We start from the raw sequence: 17,007 nt of genomic DNA on the forward strand, positions 1-17,007 counted from the left end.
GACCATGAAAATCTCCCGCCGTTCCCTGCTTGCCGGCGCGCCCTTCGCCGCCGGCCTTCTCGCCGCGGGCCTGCCGCGCTTCGCCTTTGCCGAAGCGGAACCAGTGAAGTTCCGCTCCCTCGCCAGCCGTGGCAGCATCTCTCCGCATGAGTTGGCCGCCGAGCTCGGCTATTTCAAAGGCCTCGGTATCGAGGTCGAGAATGTCGGCTATTCCGGCGGCGGCCCGGAATCATTGTTTGCGCTGGCCTCCGGCAGCGTCGATATCGGCTCGGCTGCAACCGCAGCCGTGATCAACTCGATCTCCGGCGGCAACGACTTCGTCGCCGCCTATCCGAGCAACGGCATCAACAGCAAGGTGCGTAGCGTCTTCTACGTGCTGGACGACAGCCCGATCAAATCGATCGCCGATATCGCCGGCAAGACCATCGCCGTCAACACGCTCGGCGCCCATCTCGACTACACCGTGCGCGAGGCGCTGCACAGCGTCGGCCTGCCGCCGGATGCCGCCAATCTCGTCGTCGTGCCCGGACCGCAGCTCGAACAGACCTTGCGCTCCCGCCAGGTCGACATCGCGGCGCTCGGCTACTGGCAGGCGACGTTTGCCGGCGCCCTCGTCGACAACGGCGGCGTGCGTGGCGTGTTCAATGACACCGACGTGCTGGGCGAGCTGGCCGGCGGCTTCGTCGTGCTCAGGCGCGACTTCATCGCCGCGCATCCCGACGCCGCCCGCAACTTCGTCGAGCAATCGGCGCGCGCCTCCGACTGGTCGCTGCAGAACCCCGACGAAGCGCGCAAGGTGCTCGCCACAATCCTCGACAAGCGCGGCGAAAACGGCGAGCTGGCGCGTTACTGGACCGGCTTCGGCCTGCGCCAGGGCGCCAAGGCGACGGACCGCGACATCGACTTCTGGGTCAGCGTGCTCGAGCGCGACGGCCGCCTGCCAAAGGGCAAGCTGAAGGCAACAGACATCCTCTACCGGCCGGGCGAAACCAAGACCAACTGACAAAGGCAACCGACCAACCAGTTGGGAGACGAGCGCGATGAGCAGCACAAGCGGCGGTCAGGTCAGCATACGCGACCTGTCCAAATCGTTCAGCATCAGTGGGCGCTCGCTCGCCGTGTTGAGGACCCTCAACCTCGACATCCGCTCGGGCGAATGCCTTGTCATCGTCGGCGCCAGCGGATCGGGCAAGACCACGCTGCTGCGCATCCTTGCCGGGCTGGAGGCTGCCGACAGCGGCGGCGTCGCCATCGACGGCAAGCCGGTGCACGGCGTCGGTGCCGAACGTGCGGTGATCTTCCAGGAACCGCGCCTGCTGCCCTGGTTGACCGTGCTCGGCAATGTCGCCTTCGGTCTCGAAGTGCGCGGCGTGCCAAAGGCCGAGGCCGAGGAACGGGCGCGCTTCTATATCGCGCTCGTCGGCCTCGCCGAATTCAGCGATGCCTTTCCCCGGCAGCTGTCGGGCGGCATGGCGCAGCGCGTCGGCATCGCCCGCGCCTTGACCGTGCAGCCCGAAATCCTGCTGCTCGACGAGCCGCTGGGCGCGCTCGACGCGATGACCAAGATCGGCATGCAGGAGGAACTGGCGCGCATCTGGAGCGAGGAGAACGTCACCATGGTGATGGTGACGCACGACCTCGAGGAAGCAATCTACCTCGCCGACCGGGTGCTGATCCTGCCCAAGGAGAAAGGCGGCGCGGCGCGGCTGATCGACATCGACCTGCCCCGCCCGCGCGAGCGCAGCGAAAGCCGCTTCGTGCGCTACCGCGAAGAATTGCTGCGCGAATTCGGCCTGCACTGAAAGCCGCCTAAGACCCCTGCCCCGCTCTTTCCTGGAACCGGATTCCCCGCCCCCGCATTTCCTTAACCGGGAGGCGAAGGAGCGCGGCATGAAAGCCTTGTTCGCAATCTTTGGCGGCTTCGTGCTGACGCTCGCCGTATTCGCCAGCGGTCTCGCCTTCGCCACCTGGCTTCTAATAGCCAAGCCGGTACGGCCGGCCGCCCCGGTCTCCAGCGTCGCCGAACTGTGGGCCAAGGACCCGCGACCGGTGAACCCGGCCTCGCAGCGCCTCGAACGCCTCCCGGCCCGCCCGGTCCCCGTTCGCACCTCGGAAGTCGGTCGCAGCTCGAAACCCACCGATGCCGCCGCAGCGTCGACAACCGACATTACTGCGACCGGCTCTATCCAGCCACCAGCGGAAGAGCAGCAGACGCTGCCTGCCGCCCACGTGGAATGGTGCGCCAGCCGCTACCGCTCCTACAGGCCGGACGACAACCACTACACATCCTACAGCGGACAACAGCGCCCCTGCATCTCGCCCTATCTCGGCGCCGCCGATGACGGCAGCTATTTCGAGGCGAGCGATACGTCGTCGGTGGAGGGCTACGCGCCATCGGATGAACCCGGCGCCGCCGAGCTCTCATTCGACCACGTGCAATACTGCTTCAGCCGCTACCGGTCATATCGACCGGAGGACAACAGCTATCAGCCGTATTCGGGCGGGCCGCGCAGGCAGTGCGAGTAGGCAGGCCGTGGGGTGGCTGGCGGCCGCAGTGCATGGCGCCTTGTGCGACCCCACCCAACGATCACGCAGATTTCTTGGATCGTTCGGGTTGGCGCGGCGTTCATCCGATACCCAAAGGAGAAATCAACATGGGCGACGACCGGGAAGACAAGATTCGTGAGCGCGCATACCAGATCTGGGAACGCGAAGGCGGGATCCATGGCGATCCCGAGCGGCACTGGCACCGGGCCGAGGCCGAGATCGACAGGGAGGCGGCCCTGCCACTGACGGCAGGCGATGCCCTGCCGGAAACCCGCGAGGTCGCGAGCTCCGACGTTTTGACGGTGGAGGCCCTGGCGGTGCGCACCGGCATATCGGGCGAACAGGCGCAGGAGCTGATCGACAGGCTGGGAAACGACAGGGCGGCTATCGAACAAGCCGCGCGCAACCTTAAGGGGAAGCAGCGGCTCGGGGAGTGACAGATGATCAGAAAACTCAAAGACGGAAAATACCGCCTCTATTCGCGCAAGAAGGACGAAAAGACCGGCAAGCGCCGCAATCTCGGCACCTTCGATACCCGCGAGGCCGCCGAAAAGCACGAACGTGAGGTGCAGTATTTCAAGAGGCATTGAGGCGGCGTGCTGTCGCTTCGGTGCCTCCATTAGTTGATATTGAACAAAACGGGAACAAAAATGTCAAGAGCGAATTGACTCTGCGAGGAATGCCTTCCTATTTGTCAGCAGGCGGGGCGGTTGCTCACAAATCGAGGAGAGCCGCGATGGGCAGACGAAAAAGCCGGTTCGACAGGCTGTCGGCGAGGGATGCGGAGGCGATCATCAGGGACACTTTGAGCCTGCGCAAGACGGTGCTGTCGTCGCAACTGCATCTGAAGGCGCATGGCGAGCTGTTCTGGCAGCTTTGCGGGCTTGTCGAGAAATTGCACGAGGTGCTGGCCAGCGTCGCGGAGAAGGAGCCCGATTACCGGATGGCGGAGCTTGGCCTGCTTCCGCTGCCCGAGGATTACTCGACCCGGAATTGAGCCATGGCCGGGCCGATGGACAGCGTTGGGCGTGCCGCCAAGGCCAACATGCTGCTCATCGTGGAGTGCGGCCATTGCTACCATGTCGGACGCTTCAGGGCGAATGACGTGGCCCAGGTGGTGGGCTGGAGCAAGCCGCTGGAAGCGATCAGGTTCAGGTGCAAACGATGCAGCCGCAAGGACACGACGGTGAAGACGCAGTTCATCGACCAGGACCATCCGCCCAAGGGCTACATCTGGGTGCTGCAGAAATTCAAGCGCTAAAACAACGAGCCTTGCGCCGGCGCCTGCTGCGGAAACTTGATCTGTGTCGCCGGCTTGTCGACGATCACCAGCGCATCATCGGGCGCCGTGCGCTGCAGGTGCCTTGCCTCCGACCATGGCGCCGTCAGCCAGGTCTCGGTTTCTTTCGGCGTGGTCAGGATCACCGGCATTGCCTTTTCGTGGATCGGCGCGATCAGCGCGTTGGGCTGGGTCGTCATGAAGCCATAGACCTGGTGATCGGCGGGGCCGTCCTTGACCTTGCGAAGGCCATGCCAGCGCGTCCACAGGCCGGCAAAGAAGAACAGCGGGCGGTCCTCGCCGAGTGCAAACCAGTAGTTGCGCTGGATGCCGGTCTCGTGGTCCTTGTCGCCGGGCGTCGGGCTGGGCTCGGCGAAGCTGGTGACAGGCACCACGCAGCGGTTCTCGATGCCGAGATATTGCTGCCAGTGGCCGTATTGCGGATTGCGGATATTAGTGGTGCCGTAGTCGGTCTTGCCCTTGACCCGCTCCAGTGGCGTCGGCATGCCCCACAGCAGATTGGCCAATTCGCGTTCGCCGTCCGGCGCGTTGCGCACCACCGGGCCGGGCTGGTTGGGATAGATGTCGATGGAGGGTTCGAGATTGCCGAGGATGTCGCGCAAGGCGCGGGTCCACTGGCGGATGGCCTCCTGGCTGGTCGTGATGTTGTAGAGATTGCACATTTTCAGGCCGTTCCCGGATGCTCAGGCATCTTGTTGGAAACGGCCTGGAATTTCCAGCGCTGTCCGTTGGGTTGCTGACACGGCAGGCCGTGTCAGCAATGGCTTTGTGAGACCTACCGCGCCGATTGTCTCATAGCTTGTGCGGCTACCGCCGCGAGAAAAGCCCTCGCCGCGGCATCGCAGGCCGCTCGAGACGGGCCTTTGGCGAAAAGAAGAAGCTCGGCGGCTCGAATGTTGAGCCCGTGCTTCCTTGCGAATGTGGCTAGATCATAAGGCTTGTTGTCGTAAGGTTCGTCGTCGTAGTCGATCGTCAGATCGTAGTTTTCTTTCATTTTCTTCCTCCCTTTAGCGATCTCCCCCCTCCTGTCGCTAACGCAAAATTAACGTCGATGGCGGCGGGCGAGTCCACCAATCAGAGATTGTGTAAAAAACGTACGAGCTCGCATGCTCGCCCTCGCAACGGGCCTGCGAGCAATCGCCGCCGACCGGACCGGTCGAAAGAGCCGATTATGATGGCAATGTTGGAAAAGGCTGCCACAGCCTGGTGCTACGGGTGTCCGCGACGCCTAGCGTGCCTAAATAGCCGGCATTTTCATCTTCCAGGCCCCGGTCCGCAGCCGGCCTCGTTGGGTCCGGCTAAAGGATAAGTCCGGCTAATAACACCGTAAGGAGCAGCGACAGCGGAACGGCCGCAAGACACCAGATCTCCAACGTGTTGTTTTGCAGCGGGTCCATCATCAGCCTCACTTTTTGGTTTGTCATTGTGACACTAACGGTTGGTCGGAGGTAGCGGTTCCAAGCGACGCCGTTCATAGAGCGCTGCCTGTGCTGCATATTAGCAACAGCTTGACGACCGCTGAGCCGGTACCGCTTGGACAACTTCACTGGCGCCGGTGGATGCGTATTCCGCAGGACTGCAAGCGCCCCTCGGCATCAGTCGTGCGGGGATCGATCGCCGCCCATGATCAGCGCCGAGCCGGTCATGCCCCGGAACCCAATGGCTGCATCTATCTCCGGCCGAAGTTTCGCTACCACCGAGCCGATCCGATGTTCACTCCAGCCAGCGATGCGCGTTTACAGGGACCTAAGTCTGACCTGCCTGCGCAATGGTCTTGTGTACGGCCGGCATCGGGAACAACTGCGCCCGTCTTCAGTTGATGGCGTCACCTCCTCGAGGAGACATCGGCGCAGAATCAGTCCCTTCATGCGCTGATTAGGGTCCGCCTGCCATTGCTGGATTTGGCAGGCGGACCCTTGGTTCTGTACGCTCCAGATGGAAAGCGGGTAAGCTCGGGATCACTCATCATGCCAGAAATCCCGTAGAGACGTAGGCGGAGGTCTTCCTCGCCCCTGAGATGCTTGACCTGGCTTGACATCCGAGACGACCTCCCAGCGCGCACGCAGCGGGGTCGCCCTCAGCCTTCCAGCGCCTCGTGCTGGTAAAGCTCGTCCATGCTGAGCGTCGCAAGCGCGGCGAACGGCGCCTGCTTTTTCACACGGCCGTGGCTCAGGATCACGACGTCGTCGCAGAACGAGATGGTGCTGCGATGATGGCTGATGACGATGGTAGTGCGGCGGCCGGCCCGCGACTTGAGCGTCTCGACGATTGCCGCTTCCGACAGGCCGTCCACCGCATTGGTGGCTTCGTCCAGGATCAGGATATCGGGATCGCGCACCAGCGCTCTGGCCAGCGCGATCCGCTGCCGCTGTCCCGCCGAGAGATTGACGCCGCGGTAGCCGACGACCGTCCAGTAACCCTGCGGCAGTTGCTCGATGAAGCCATGCGCTTCGGCCAGTTTTGCCGCGCGCTCGGCGTCATCGGCCGAGGCCGCGTCCTGGCCGTAGACAATGTTTTCGAAAATTGTGCCGTCGACCAGCTCCAGCTCCTGGCTGGCGAGCGCGATGTGCTTTCGCCACTGGCCGGGGTCTATGCGGTCCAGCGGCGATCCATCGACGAGGATCCTGCCGCTATCCGGTTCGACGAAGCGGCACAAAAGGTTGACGATCGTCGTCTTGCCGGCGCCCGACCGGCCGATCAGCGCGGTCGAGCGGCCGCTACGGATATCGAAGCTCGCCGCATGCAGCACCACCGCGCGCTGCTCCGAGCCGGAATAGGTAAAGGTGACGTCCTCGAACTTGATGCCTTGGCTGAGCCCGGGGAACGCTGCGCTGCCTTGCGGCGGCGCTGGCTTGTCGGATGGGTCCAGCATCCATGTCACCTCTTCCAGCGATCCGCTGAGACCCTGCAGCTGGCTCCAGGCCATTTGCAACGATCGCATGTAGGGCTGCAGCCGGTAGAGCAGGATGACGAAGGCGACGATCAACGGGAAGCTGACATTGGCGAACCAGGCGCCGATCACCACCGCCAGGAACAGCATGGCGTGCAGAACCTCGGTCAGCGGCGGCAACGCTCCCTGGCGGGTTAAAAGCACGAAGGCCGCCCGGCGCACCGCATCCGATGCCTGGTCGAAAGCCGCTTTCTCGCGTTGCTCCTGGCCAAAAATGCGGATCAGCCGCCCGGCATGCACCAGATGCAGCATCTGCGATGCGAGCTGGCTGTTGCGGGAGGCGACGCTGCGGCTCGGCGCCTTCAGATTGGCCGACAGCACGGCGTGCGCGACCTGGACCAGCGCCAGGCCCAGCGTCACCAGCAGCGTCATCTGCCACGACAGGAGCAGCAGGAAGGTCAGGAGGATGATTGCGGCCGACGCGTTGACGATTGCCCCCAGCATGATCTGGATGGCATCCGAGGCCCGCCAGGATTCGTTGGAGATGATGTTGAGCAGCCGTCCGGGGCTTTGCTGCAGGAAAAATGGATAGCCTACCCGCAGCAGCCGCTCCGACAGCGCGCTGCGGATCGAATGGCTTGCCTTGCCATAGATAAAGGTGGTCAGCAGCGTGTTGGCAAAGGCGAACAGGTTCTTCAGCACGATCGAGCCGAGAATCGCGACGGATATGACGATCAGGCGGTCGCGCTCGCTCAAACTCGATCCGACATGCTGGAAGACGGCGGAAAAGCCGGCCATGCCGGTCTGCCCCTGCTGCCCCATGATTATGTTCAGCAACGGGATGATCAGGCCGATGCCGAAGCCTTCAAGCGCGGCGCTGAGCAGCCCGAGCACCACCACGGCAGGAAGCAGGCGCAACTGCTTTCTCCCCAGCGCGCGGCGCAGCATCGGCAAGCTGGGCGGCATCAATCGCATGGTGGCGGATCACCTCGCCTCGGCATTTGCCTGTTGCTCCTGTCGCATTTGCGCCGGCTGCGGCGATTTCGCCAGCAAAAGCACCGCGAACTTGGCCGCGCCGAGCAAATTCATGCCGACGATCGGCCAGTGCGACAGCTTGAGTTCACGGTCGAACAGCGGGCCTTTCCCCAGTTCGCGCAAGGCCGCCCTCATCGACCAGTAGAAATGCCGAAACAGCCACGGCGCGTGGCGGATATGCTTCAGGCAAAGCCCGCCATTGCCCATGCTGTAGTCGCGATGCAGCTTTTCGATGGCCTTGCGGTCGCGCCGGCCGTGATGGTGATAGATGGTCATGTCGGGCACGTATTCGACCGGAATCCCAAGCAGCACCGCCCGCACCAGATAGTCCGTATCCTCCGCCGATCGCAGCGGGCCGCCGGCGCCGAACCGTTCGTCGAACCGCCCGATACGGGCGGCGACATCGCGATGCATCGTCATGTTGCAGCCAAGCACGAAGCCGCCGGGATGGACATCCGGCGTAAGCCGCGCGCGCACCGGCGACCGCTTGATAGTGAACGGCAGGTCGCGGGGGTCGCCGATCTCGACGCGGCCGCCGCGGATGACCCGTTCGCCGGCCGCATAGTGCCGCTGCAGATCGCGCAAATAATCCTTGTGGACCGCGCAATCATCGTCGACGAAGACCAGCACGCGGCCCCGCGCCCGCTCCAGCCCGGCGTTGCGCGCGGCCGCCAATCCGGGTCGCGGCTCGCAAATGGCGGTGAACGGGATGTCCGACAGTTCGGCGATGCTGGCCAGCCGTTTGGCCGTGCTGTCGGTCGAGCCGTTGTCGACAACCACCAGCTCGGCGGCAAAGTCGGCATGGGCACGACACGCGGCCTGGATCGAGCTGATGCAGGGCTCGAGTACGGCGACACGGTCGCGTGTGCAGACAATGAAGCTGACCGCCGGCGCCGGTCCTTGCTGCGGCCGCGGCGACATGGCCGCCGGCACCGTCGAGCGGCCGCGCTGCTGGAGCTGGTGCGATTTGACGAACATGCGTTGCTAGCTCAACTGGTTCGAAGGCAAAACCGCCGCGGCCGGCACGGACTGCAGATACCGCGACAGGGCATCCACCTGCCTGGTGACCGACATCGAGGCGAGACTGAAGCGCGGCGCGAAGGCACCGGTCCGAAACACGTACTGCTCGCGCCGCCTGATGAGGTTCCATTTCGCCGTCCGCGTCAGGAATTCGTGCATCAGCAGCGGCTGCCTTTCCCCCGATATCAGCTGGTAGAGGAAATAGAACAGGTTCAGCGTGCCGGCCTGGTAGCTCGGCCTCGTCTCGGCCGGCAGTGCCGAAATCCTTTCTTCCAGCGCAAGGATCCATTCGGCGGCACGGCGAACCGTGTCCATCGACAGGACCTCACCGATGTCGCGCAGGCCTTGCGTCTCTTGTGCGAGCCCTTCGCGCTCGAGGTTCTCGGCGACGATCTTCAAATGGGTCCTGCGCATTTCGCGCTTGTGCCTGTTGGTCACGCTGTCGTCATGGATACGATAGGCGATCAGGCTTTCGGGGATCATGGCCGCCGGGTAGCGGTCGGTCAGCCGCCTGAACAGGTCGAAATCCTCGGCATGCTTGTATCTGGTATCGTAATATAGAACATCTTCTTCTATGACCTTCCTGTTGTAGACGACCGTGGAATGCATGAAGATCGTGAAGAACATCGACAGTATTCGCAGGATATTGTCCTGGAATATCGGATCGGGCGAACCCCTGACGATGCGGTTGCCGAGCAAGGTATCGAAACCCGCGCCGCATAGAGCCAGGTCAGGCTGCTGGTTGAACAGCGCGACCTGCCGCGACAGGCGCTGGGGATAGGCGATGTCGTCGGCGTCCATCCTGGCGACCAGATCGCCGCGCGCCACGGCCAGGCCTTCGTTCAAAGTTGCGATCAGGCCACGGTTTTCGCGTGAGATGATCGAGATGCGATTGTCGGCCTGGCGGTATTTCTGCAGGATCTGCAGCGAGTTGTCGGTCGAGCCGTCATCGATGGCGATGACCTCCAGACGCTCGTAATCCTGGCGCAGGACGCTGCCCAGCGCAGCGGCGAGATAAGGTCCCGCATTGTAGATCGGCAGCAGAACGGAAACCAAGGGAGCAGCAGCCATGATCAGCTCCGATCGGTTCGGTGCAGCTTGCGCGGCAAGGGTGACGTGCCACCATCAAGCGGCCTGCCCGGATATGCTCCGGCCGCGATCCATCCGGCATTGCCCACGTCCATGCCTGCCGAGATGGCGCCGCGGCCTTTTCCAGCAACATAGGGGAAGTGGCGCTTGAGGCTGTTGAGCGGCTTTTCGAAAAGCAGCCACGAAACCGAAGCCAGCATGAGCGTCGCAGTTCCCGCGACCAGGAACCGCCCCGGCCCTTGCTCCGAGACGTTGAGCGGGATCCAGGGCTGCGACTTGACAACCAGAGCCAGCACTATGGGATGGTAGAGATAGACGCCGTAGCTTATGCGGCCAAGGCCAAGCAGCGGCGGCAGTTCGAGAAGTTTTCCGACGCGACCGCCAATGCCCGTTGAACAGCTTGCAACGATGACCCCCAGAGGCGCGACAGGCAGGATCTGCAACAGCAGCCAGAGACCCCATTCCTGCACCGGATTTGCCGGCGCCGGCGCAAACCACTGCAGAACGAAAAACGCCGCGGCGAGCCCCGGCCAGCCAGCTCGAAGCCATTGCGGCAAGCCGGCTGTTCTTGACCGGTAGGCGGCGAGCAGCGCGCCTGACGCCAATGCATCCATCGACGCCGGCGGCAGCAGGTCGCGCGCCAAACCGGGCGTTCCCGCGATCGGCCAATAAAACCGGTAGGCCAGCGACAGCATGATCACGCCGATGCAGATCGCTTCGAGGCGCTGGCGCGGTGCCAGCAGGACGATCAGTGGCCAGGCGATATAGAACTGCTCCTCGATGCTCAGGCTCCAGAAATGGCAGAGCAGCCAGGGCGTCCATTCATTCTGCGCCGCGTACCAGAAATTCGACAGATAGAGGGCATGCCAGGCCAGCGATCCTCTAGACTGCTCCAGGTCCACCAGCCAGACGAAACCCAGCACGGCGAAATAGGGCGGGAATATCCGCAGCGCCCGCCTGATATAGAAGGATCTCAGCGCCGGTCTGGTTTCGAATTCGGCGGCCGCTCTGGCTTCCAGCAGCAGTCGCGTGATCAGAAAGCCGCTCAGCACGAAGAACAGGCGCACGCCGATATGGCCCCAGAACGAAGACCCACCGGCCGCGAAGAAATGGGAGTACAGCACCATCGTCACGGCGATGGCCCTCAGCGCGTCCAATTGGGTGTCGCGCGCATTTCCCATTAGCGGCATACGCCGGAGGGACGGCGAAACTGCCAATCGGTCAATATAGCGGCGTCGTTCACGGCGCATTCCAATCGGAAGCGCCCCCCTTGCGCAGAATAGGACCACCATTGTGCAACGCAACACAAAAAGTTGACACATTTGAAACAGGAACGTGAGGCGCGACTAATAAAAGCCAAAAAACAGCAGGAAACAGCCTGAATTGTCCATTCTTGACGATTTTTTCGCACTGCCTTGGCCCGCCGATATCGGCGAGAGGGTGCTGCGATGCAGCATGTTCGCCGCCATCACGGGCGCAAGATCTGGGTCTGGACACAGATGCCCGCCACAGGACCGGCCGGCAACCGACGCTCGGCGACCTTTTGCTGCGCTGGCGCGGCTGCTGTTAGCGCGACAACAGTGGGAGCAAGCGCAAGCTTCCCGCCTTCGAGTTACGCCTCCTTGCTGGCATTCGCGAGCGCCACTGCGCGACGCTCCGGGAGCCCCAATCCGACGAGCGCGCCGGCGAGCGAGAGCAGAGCGGAGACGTCGATTGCCGAGGTGAAGCCATCGCTGAACGCGTCGGTGGACGAGAAGCTTCCAGTGCCGGCGAACACCGCACCGGCGATCGCGATCCCGGATACGCCACCGAGGAAGCGGAATGTGTTGAACGTGCCGGCAGCCTTGCCGACCTCCGGCCGGGCGACCGCATTGAGAACCGCGTTCTGCGCGGCAGGCATGGCCATCGACACGCTGGCACCGGTAATGATCAGCGGGGCGACTAGCTGGATATAGGGCAGATCAGGTGCTGCGATCTGCGCCAGCCAGGCCATTCCAGCCGCTTGCAGGATCAATCCGGCCACGACAAGCCAGCGCTCGCCAACGCGGTTGATCAGGCTGCCGGCGATCGGTGCGACCACGAAAAGCGTGGCGGTCCAGGGCAGCAATCCCATGCCGGCGCCGAACGGCCCACGGCTCTGGGCAAACTGCAGAAACTGCGGCAACAGGAATACGAGGCCGTACATGGCGGCGCAAAGCAGGAAGTTCGCCCCTACGCCCGAGGAGAATGCGCGCGCCCGAAAGAACCGCAAAGGCAGCATGGGCTCACGGGTACGCAGCTGCCAAAGGACGAACGCGATGGCGAAAAGCAGCCCGGCCGTCAGCGCCGTCAGCACTTCAGAGCTGCTCCAGCCCACGATGTTGCCGCGCATGAGGCCCCAGACCACTCCGAACGCCGCCGCGGTTACCAGCACGACGCCGAGGACATCGATTGCCGTGCCCGGCCCGTGACTCTCCGGAATCCGACGCATCACCAGCGGGATGAGAACGATGCCGACCGGGACATTGAGCCAGAAGATCCAGTGCCAGGAGAGGCCTTCGGAAATCGCACCGCCCGCCATCGGGCCGATGATCAGGGCCAGGCCGGTGATGCTGCTGAAGATACCCAGCGCCTTGCCTCGTTCCTCCGGAGGAAAAGCGACGCTCAGCAGCGCCATGGCCAGTGGCATGACCATTGCGGCACCTGCGCCCTGGACCGCACGGGCCGCAATCAGCAATCCGGCATTTCCAGCGAGCGCGCAGGCAACCGACGCTGCGACGAACAGCGCCAATCCGGCAACGAGCGTACGGCGGCGGCCGAACCTGTCACCGAGCGCAGCCCCGGTCATGAGCAGGACGGCAAAACTCAAATTATAGGCGTTCATCGTCCATTGCAGCGTCTCCAGCGAGGCGTCGAGCTCGACGCGCATCGTGCTCAATGCCGTCGCCACGACCATCGCATCGAGAACGACCATCAAGGAGCCTATCGACGTGAGGGCGAGAACCCAGACCTTCGTTGATCCCGCACTTTGCTTGCTCATGACTATGGCGCCTCCGGCTTGAACAAAGGGCCCGCCAGGTTACGGGCCCGTGATCCAGAGACGCGTAGGAACCATCAAAGGATTCCAGCCAAAGAAAGTTTTTTCGACCGAATCCTTTTGCCCTCGTCGAGCGTCTATAGGACGCTGCGCCTGATGACGGGCGCCTGCCTGGGAGATACGCATGAAATCGATCCTTGTGCGATGACCGGATCCGCAACCGGCACGCCAGAAGGACGGGAGCCATTTGATCGGCTGCTCGGCGAATTGCGGCCGAAACTGCACCGCTATTGTGCCCGCATGACCGGTTCGGTGATCGATGCCGAGGATGTCGTCCAGGAAGCTACGGTCAAGGCGCTCGAGGCGTTCCCCGGGACCGGACCGATAGCCAATGTCGAGGGCTGGCTGTTCCGCATCGCGCACAATGCCGCGCTCGACCACCTGCGCCGTCGCGCCAGGGTGGATGCCGCGCATGCCGTCGAGGATATCGACACGATACCTGACCCCGGTATATCGGCCGAGGGTCGGCACACTGCAGCCGCAAGCCTGCAGACCTTCATGCGCCTGCCCGCGGCGCAGCGTGGCAGCGTCATCCTCATGGATGTGCTCGGCTATACGATCGAAGAAATCGGCAACATTATCGACTGCAGCGTTCCGGCGGTGAAAGCCGCACTGTATCGCGGCCGTCTGCGCCTGCGCCAGGTCGCCGGCGAGCCTGACGATCGGCCAGTGCCGGTTTTGGCCGAGCCCGAACGGGCGCGTCTGGCAGCCTATGTAGAGCGGTTCAACGCCCGCGACTTCGATACGATCCGCGACATGCTGGCCGAGGACGTGCGGCTTGACCTCGTCAACCGGCTCCGGGCGAGCGGCCGCACGAAAGTGGGCCGGTACTTCCACAATTACGCGGGTATCCACGATTGGCGGCTGCTTCCAGGCCTGGTGGATCGGCGCCCAGCCATTCTGGTGATCGACCCGGATGACTCGGCCGGAGGGCCAAAATATCTCATCCTGCTGGAATGGGCCGGCGACAGACTGTCGAGAATTCGCGATTTCCGCTATGCGCGCTACACGCTTGATGGCGCCAAGGTGGTACCTCTGCTTGCATAGCAATTCGCGTTTCATAATGCCGAACACTGCCAGCTATTTTGGATCGCGGCCGCTTGCCATCCAAGCGGCCGCCCTTTTCCGCCGATCCTGCTTTAAGCCGGTTGCAACTCCCTGCGCGGCAGCGGCGGGAAGGCGATCGCAATCGCCATCGCGCCAAGCCCGACAAGAGCCGAGCCGATGAACAGCCAAGAATAGCTGGCGTAGGCATCGAACACCATGCCGCCGGCGAGCGGGCCGAAAGCCATGCCGAGGCTGGACAGCATGGTTACTGCACCGAACACCGTGCCGAGGATGCGCTGGCCGAAATATTCGCGCGCCAACACCGCATAGAGCGGCATGACGCCGCCATAGGTGGCGCCGAAGATGACGGCGAGCGTGTAGAATTGACCAAGCTCGCTGACCGCCAGATAGGCGGCGATAACCACGGCCTGTATGGCCAGCCCGGTGATCAGCACCGGCTTGACGCCCAGCCGATCGGCAAGCACGCCGTAAAGCAGCCGGCCACCCAGCCCTGCCAGGCCCTCGATGCTGTAGATGCTGACCGCCGCCATCGGCGCTATGCCACACAGCATGGCATAGCTCACCATGTGGAAGATCGGCCCGGAATGCGCCGCGCAGCAGGCAAAGAAGGTCAGTCCCAACACGATGAATTGCGGCGAGCGCAGCGCCTGCGGAACCGTCATGCCGGCACCCTCGGCGGCAATGCTTGGGGCAGCGCTGTCGGCAGCGGGTTGGGGCGGCTGGCGCACCAGAAGCGCGGCCGGCAGGAGCAGCACCCACGCGGTTATGCCGATGTCGAACATTGCGGTGCGCCAGTCGTAGGCCGAAATCAGCCAGCGGGCGAAGGGCGAGATGGTCATTGGCGCCACGCCCATGCCGGCCGAGACCACCGAGACGGCGAGGCTGCGGTTCGTGTCGAACCAGGCGGAGGTGAGCGCGATCATCGGCGCGAAGAAGGCGCTTGCCGCGAGGCCGACGAGCACGCCGTAGGCCAACTGGAAAACGAGCAGCGAACCGGTGCGGCTGGCCAGGACCAGCGCCAGGCCGAGCAGCACGGCGCCGGTCATGACGACGATGCGGGCGCCGAAGCGGTCGTAAATGGCACCCCAGGCGAAGCCGCCGAGGCCCATTACCAGGAAGTTCAGCGTCATCGCACTCGATATGCCGGCGCGCGACCATTGTGTGTCGAGCGCCATCGGTTCGAGGAAAATCGCCAGCGAGAACATCGCCCCGAGGGCAACACAGGTCATCAGCGCGCCAGCCGCGACGATAACCCAACGATAGGGAAGGCTCATTTCAATTTTCTCCCTTGCCGGAAGCGTTGATACGGCACGACCGTTTCGAGCTTCGCCGAGCCGCTTGCGTCCGAAGGACGTTGGACATGTCTTGAATCCGACAATCCGGTTGCATTTTTTATCCAGTCGGCGCGATGGCGCCATTCCACGGCTTTCTGGATTGACCGCGCACCATTCGAAGCTAGATTTCCGACCGGCGATCAGGAGCTGTCAAGCATGGCAAATCAGGAATTTCATCGCGGCCGTCTCATCGACCACCTCCAGTTGGTGGTCAGGGATCTTGCGGCCAGCCGTCGCTTCTACGAGGCGGTTCTCAACGTGCTCGGCATACCGATCGGTGGTGCCGGCAGTGATTATTTCTGGGCCGACGAGCTGTTCATTTCCAGCCCCGACAGCCCGGCGGCCCTGGGAAAACTGACCGGCCGCCATCACCTGGCCTTCCAGGCAAATGACCGCGCCATGGTCGACGCATTCCATGGGGCCGGGCTTGAGGCCGGCGGCACCGACAATGGCGCGCCCGGCGAACGATCCTACCATCCCGGCTACTACGCCGCCTTCCTGCTCGACCCCGACGGCAACAACATTGAGGCCGTCCACCACGGCGCGGCCAACCGCAGCGCCGATTCAGTGAAGATCACGTTCTAGCTTCGGGTAAGGTGGTTCGCTTGCGCAAGCGGCCGGCACGGTTGGTTTCTGCCAAAAGCTGGGTGTTTGCGTCATAGACCATGCGTCTGCCCTATCGCGTCAGCGCAGCCATTTGGCCTGCAAGGAAATCGACGAACAGCCGCGCCCGGACCGGCAGCTGTCGCCCGTACGCATGGACAATGTGCACCGGCATGGTTGGCATCGCCACTTCGGGCAGGATGCGGACCAGGCGGCCCGCGTCGAGATCGTTCTGCACGGCAAACCGCATCAGATGCGCGATGCCGATGCCGGCAAGTGCGGCATTGCGGATGGCGCCGCCGTCATCGGTATCGAGCCGCCCATCCGGCACGATCATCGTACCGTCGGCAAATGTGACCGGATAAGGCCGGCCAGCCATCTGGTGGCGGACGAATTCATGGTCCCGTAAATCCTCGACCGATGCCGGACGGCCGCGCCGCTCGACATAGGCCGGTGAGGCCACCAGCATGATCGGCAGGTTGGCGATCTTGCGCGCGACGAGCCCGGTGTCTGAGAGCGGCCCCATGCGCACCGCAACGTCATAGCCTTCGCGGATCAGATCGGCGTGACGGTCGGTGACGCTGAGCTCCAGTTTGACTGCGCCGTGCTGCGCAAGGAACGCTTGCGCCCATGCCGCGATCAGGCCACGCCCAAGCTCGACCGGCGCTGTAACGCGCAGCAGGCCGCGCGCCGTATCGGCCATCTGAACTATGTCTTCGGCATCGTCCAGCGCCCTGAGCAGCGGCGCCACGCGCTCGTAATAGGCGATGCCTTCGCTGGTGAGCCCGAGCCGGCGCGTCGAGCGCTGGATCAGCCTGACGCCGAGCCGACGCTCGAGCCGCGCCACGCTTTTCGACACTGCCGACGGGCTGGAGCCGACCAGCCGGCTGGCGGCATCAAACGAGCCGGCATCGACCGTGCGGACGAAGGCGACGAGACCGGCGGTCTTTTCGAGGATGGTGGTCATTCCGGAATTCCAGGCACGAAAGAACGGATTGCGGGCACCATAATACGCGTTTCGATCATGATTAAATACCGCTCATCG

Annotated in this window: 18 protein-coding genes; 9 read left to right on the forward strand and 9 right to left on the reverse strand. The window is 63.5% G+C overall.

Going from position 1 to position 17,007, the window contains the following annotated elements; translation table 11 throughout:
* Positions 1-4 precede the first annotated feature (4 nt).
* The 7 genes from NKJ15_RS20340 (at position 5) to NKJ15_RS20370 (ending at position 3,808) form a co-directional block, all read left to right on the forward strand.
* Positions 5-1,003: an ABC transporter substrate-binding protein gene (locus NKJ15_RS20340; RefSeq protein ID WP_352501265.1), complete on the forward strand. Its 999-nt coding sequence runs from the start codon at positions 5-7 to the stop codon at positions 1,001-1,003.
* Between the two features lie 37 nt (positions 1,004-1,040).
* Positions 1,041-1,802, forward strand: coding sequence for an ABC transporter ATP-binding protein (locus NKJ15_RS20345; protein WP_352472198.1), 762 nt, complete (start codon positions 1,041-1,043; stop codon positions 1,800-1,802).
* An 88-nt stretch (positions 1,803-1,890) separates the two neighbouring features.
* Positions 1,891-2,526: a BA14K family protein gene (locus tag NKJ15_RS20350; RefSeq protein WP_352817082.1), complete on the forward strand. Its 636-nt coding sequence runs from the start codon at positions 1,891-1,893 to the stop codon at positions 2,524-2,526.
* Between the two features lie 128 nt (positions 2,527-2,654).
* Positions 2,655-2,984, forward strand: coding sequence for a DUF2934 domain-containing protein (locus NKJ15_RS20355; protein WP_287286361.1), 330 nt, complete (start codon positions 2,655-2,657; stop codon positions 2,982-2,984).
* A 3-nt stretch (positions 2,985-2,987) separates the two neighbouring features.
* Positions 2,988-3,137, forward strand: coding sequence for a hypothetical protein (locus tag NKJ15_RS20360; protein WP_023677295.1), 150 nt, complete (start codon positions 2,988-2,990; stop codon positions 3,135-3,137).
* Between the two features lie 146 nt (positions 3,138-3,283).
* The gene (locus NKJ15_RS20365; protein ID WP_352501268.1) at positions 3,284-3,544 is read left to right on the forward strand and encodes a hypothetical protein; all 261 of its coding nucleotides are present in this window, start codon (positions 3,284-3,286) and stop codon (positions 3,542-3,544) included.
* A gap of 3 nt (positions 3,545-3,547) precedes the next feature.
* Entirely contained in the window at positions 3,548-3,808 is a 261-nt protein-coding gene (locus NKJ15_RS20370) for a hypothetical protein (protein ID WP_352451464.1), read from the forward strand.
* On the opposite strand, the gene NKJ15_RS20375 is transcribed toward NKJ15_RS20370, so the two are convergent.
* The 7 genes from NKJ15_RS20375 to NKJ15_RS20405 all read right to left on the reverse strand — a co-directional run bounded on the left by NKJ15_RS20375 (position 3,805) and on the right by NKJ15_RS20405 (position 12,900).
* Positions 3,805-4,509: an SOS response-associated peptidase gene (locus tag NKJ15_RS20375; protein ID WP_352817085.1), complete on the reverse strand. Its 705-nt coding sequence runs from the start codon at positions 4,507-4,509 to the stop codon at positions 3,805-3,807. The genes NKJ15_RS20370 and NKJ15_RS20375 overlap by 4 nt on opposite strands.
* Positions 4,510-4,622: 113 nt before the next feature.
* On the reverse strand, positions 4,623-4,841 hold the full coding sequence (locus tag NKJ15_RS20380) for a hypothetical protein (protein ID WP_292659780.1): 219 nt from the start codon (positions 4,839-4,841) through the stop codon (positions 4,623-4,625).
* A 1,083-nt stretch (positions 4,842-5,924) separates the two neighbouring features.
* Positions 5,925-7,712, reverse strand: coding sequence for an ABC transporter ATP-binding protein (locus NKJ15_RS20385; RefSeq protein ID WP_352817087.1), 1,788 nt, complete (start codon positions 7,710-7,712; stop codon positions 5,925-5,927).
* Positions 7,713-7,721: 9 nt separating this feature from the next.
* Positions 7,722-8,750 (reverse strand): glycosyltransferase family 2 protein, encoded by a 1,029-nt coding sequence (locus NKJ15_RS20390; protein WP_502906929.1) that lies wholly within the window; start codon positions 8,748-8,750, stop codon positions 7,722-7,724.
* Positions 8,751-8,756: 6 nt separating this feature from the next.
* Complete coding sequence (locus NKJ15_RS20395) at positions 8,757-9,863, reverse strand: glycosyltransferase family 2 protein (protein ID WP_352817089.1); 1,107 nt, start codon at positions 9,861-9,863, stop codon at positions 8,757-8,759.
* 2 nt (positions 9,864-9,865) lie between these two features.
* Positions 9,866-11,062: an acyltransferase family protein gene (locus NKJ15_RS20400; protein WP_352817092.1), complete on the reverse strand. Its 1,197-nt coding sequence runs from the start codon at positions 11,060-11,062 to the stop codon at positions 9,866-9,868.
* Between the two features lie 431 nt (positions 11,063-11,493).
* The gene (locus NKJ15_RS20405) at positions 11,494-12,900 is read right to left on the reverse strand and encodes an MFS transporter (protein WP_352817095.1); all 1,407 of its coding nucleotides are present in this window, start codon (positions 12,898-12,900) and stop codon (positions 11,494-11,496) included.
* Between the two features lie 201 nt (positions 12,901-13,101).
* Between NKJ15_RS20405 and NKJ15_RS20410 the strand changes: the two genes are divergently transcribed.
* The gene (locus NKJ15_RS20410) at positions 13,102-14,004 is read left to right on the forward strand and encodes a sigma-70 family RNA polymerase sigma factor (protein ID WP_352817098.1); all 903 of its coding nucleotides are present in this window, start codon (positions 13,102-13,104) and stop codon (positions 14,002-14,004) included.
* Positions 14,005-14,096: 92 nt separating this feature from the next.
* On the opposite strand, the gene NKJ15_RS20415 is transcribed toward NKJ15_RS20410, so the two are convergent.
* The gene (locus NKJ15_RS20415; protein WP_352817100.1) at positions 14,097-15,299 is read right to left on the reverse strand and encodes an MFS transporter; all 1,203 of its coding nucleotides are present in this window, start codon (positions 15,297-15,299) and stop codon (positions 14,097-14,099) included.
* Positions 15,300-15,515: 216 nt separating this feature from the next.
* Between NKJ15_RS20415 and NKJ15_RS20420 the strand changes: the two genes are divergently transcribed.
* Positions 15,516-15,944 carry a VOC family protein gene (locus tag NKJ15_RS20420; RefSeq protein ID WP_352817102.1) on the forward strand — a complete coding sequence of 143 codons (429 nt, stop codon included), beginning with the start codon at positions 15,516-15,518 and terminating at the stop codon, positions 15,942-15,944.
* A gap of 91 nt (positions 15,945-16,035) precedes the next feature.
* On the opposite strand, the gene NKJ15_RS20425 is transcribed toward NKJ15_RS20420, so the two are convergent.
* The gene (locus tag NKJ15_RS20425; protein ID WP_352817105.1) at positions 16,036-16,929 is read right to left on the reverse strand and encodes a LysR family transcriptional regulator; all 894 of its coding nucleotides are present in this window, start codon (positions 16,927-16,929) and stop codon (positions 16,036-16,038) included.
* Positions 16,930-17,007: the final 78 nt, after the last annotated feature.

The sequence above is a fragment of the Mesorhizobium sp. M0207 genome (genome assembly GCF_040321995.1).
Lineage (GTDB): Bacteria > Pseudomonadota > Alphaproteobacteria > Rhizobiales > Rhizobiaceae > Mesorhizobium.

What these genes read in the sequence shown, in the direction of transcription:
- NKJ15_RS20390 (WP_502906929.1), bottom strand. Translation starts at nt 8,750, where the DNA reads ATGTTCGTCAAATCGCACCAGCTCCAGCAGCGCGGCCGCTCGACGGTG.
- NKJ15_RS20425 (WP_352817105.1), bottom strand. Translation starts at nt 16,929, where the DNA reads ATGACCACCATCCTCGAAAAGACCGCCGGTCTCGTCGCCTTCGTCCGC.
- NKJ15_RS20420 (WP_352817102.1), top strand. Translation starts at nt 15,516, where the DNA reads ATGGCAAATCAGGAATTTCATCGCGGCCGTCTCATCGACCACCTCCAG.
- NKJ15_RS20375 (WP_352817085.1), bottom strand. Translation starts at nt 4,509, where the DNA reads ATGTGCAATCTCTACAACATCACGACCAGCCAGGAGGCCATCCGCCAG.
- NKJ15_RS20410 (WP_352817098.1), top strand. Translation starts at nt 13,102, where the DNA reads ATGACCGGATCCGCAACCGGCACGCCAGAAGGACGGGAGCCATTTGAT.
- NKJ15_RS20385 (WP_352817087.1), bottom strand. Translation starts at nt 7,712, where the DNA reads ATGCGATTGATGCCGCCCAGCTTGCCGATGCTGCGCCGCGCGCTGGGG.
- NKJ15_RS20415 (WP_352817100.1), bottom strand. Translation starts at nt 15,299, where the DNA reads ATGAGCCTTCCCTATCGTTGGGTTATCGTCGCGGCTGGCGCGCTGATG.
- NKJ15_RS20345 (WP_352472198.1), top strand. Translation starts at nt 1,041, where the DNA reads ATGAGCAGCACAAGCGGCGGTCAGGTCAGCATACGCGACCTGTCCAAA.
- NKJ15_RS20370 (WP_352451464.1), top strand. Translation starts at nt 3,548, where the DNA reads ATGGCCGGGCCGATGGACAGCGTTGGGCGTGCCGCCAAGGCCAACATG.
- NKJ15_RS20395 (WP_352817089.1), bottom strand. Translation starts at nt 9,863, where the DNA reads ATGGCTGCTGCTCCCTTGGTTTCCGTTCTGCTGCCGATCTACAATGCG.
- NKJ15_RS20340 (WP_352501265.1), top strand. Translation starts at nt 5, where the DNA reads ATGAAAATCTCCCGCCGTTCCCTGCTTGCCGGCGCGCCCTTCGCCGCC.
- NKJ15_RS20380 (WP_292659780.1), bottom strand. Translation starts at nt 4,841, where the DNA reads ATGAAAGAAAACTACGATCTGACGATCGACTACGACGACGAACCTTAC.
- NKJ15_RS20355 (WP_287286361.1), top strand. Translation starts at nt 2,655, where the DNA reads ATGGGCGACGACCGGGAAGACAAGATTCGTGAGCGCGCATACCAGATC.
- NKJ15_RS20400 (WP_352817092.1), bottom strand. Translation starts at nt 11,062, where the DNA reads ATGGGAAATGCGCGCGACACCCAATTGGACGCGCTGAGGGCCATCGCC.
- NKJ15_RS20405 (WP_352817095.1), bottom strand. Translation starts at nt 12,900, where the DNA reads ATGAGCAAGCAAAGTGCGGGATCAACGAAGGTCTGGGTTCTCGCCCTC.
- NKJ15_RS20360 (WP_023677295.1), top strand. Translation starts at nt 2,988, where the DNA reads ATGATCAGAAAACTCAAAGACGGAAAATACCGCCTCTATTCGCGCAAG.
- NKJ15_RS20350 (WP_352817082.1), top strand. Translation starts at nt 1,891, where the DNA reads ATGAAAGCCTTGTTCGCAATCTTTGGCGGCTTCGTGCTGACGCTCGCC.
- NKJ15_RS20365 (WP_352501268.1), top strand. Translation starts at nt 3,284, where the DNA reads ATGGGCAGACGAAAAAGCCGGTTCGACAGGCTGTCGGCGAGGGATGCG.